1 pseudogene is annotated in these 485 nt (G+C 65.6%); it reads right to left on the bottom strand.

The annotated features are described in order from the left end of the window. A pseudogene (locus J5M66_RS26590) lies at positions 1-485 on the bottom strand (beta-eliminating lyase-related protein); the annotation flags it as partial.

The following is a 485-nucleotide window of genomic DNA, read 5'->3' on the forward strand; positions in this document are numbered from 1 at the left end:
CCGTGGCTGTGCACGATCTCGCAGACGCGCTTCACGCCTTCCTCGAACACGCCGTGCGTGGACGGGTAGGTGATCATGATCGCCGCGAGGTTCTTGCTGTGCTCGGCCGCCTTCTTCTCCAGGTCGGCCAGATCGACGTTGCCGCACTCATCGCCCGCCACGACAACGACCTGCATGCCGGCCATCTGCGCCGATGCGGGGTTCGTACCGTGCGCCGACGATGGGATCAGGCACACGTTGCGGTGCGCTTCACCGCGGCTGGCGTGGTAGGCGTGAATGATCAGCAGACCGGCGTACTCACCTTGCGAACCTGCGTTCGGCTGCAGGCTCACGGCCGCGTAGCCGGTGGCGGCGCACAGCATCTGCTCGAGCTGGTCGATCATCTCGCGGTAGCCGACGGTCTGGTCGGCCGGCGCGAACGGGTGGATGTTCGAGAACTCGGGCCACGTCACCGGCAGCATTTCTGCGGTGGCATTGAGCTTCAT

Source organism: Pseudomonas sp. 67(2021), assembly GCF_017491835.1.
GTDB classification, from domain to species: Bacteria; Pseudomonadota; Gammaproteobacteria; order Pseudomonadales; family Pseudomonadaceae; genus Aquipseudomonas; species Aquipseudomonas atacamensis.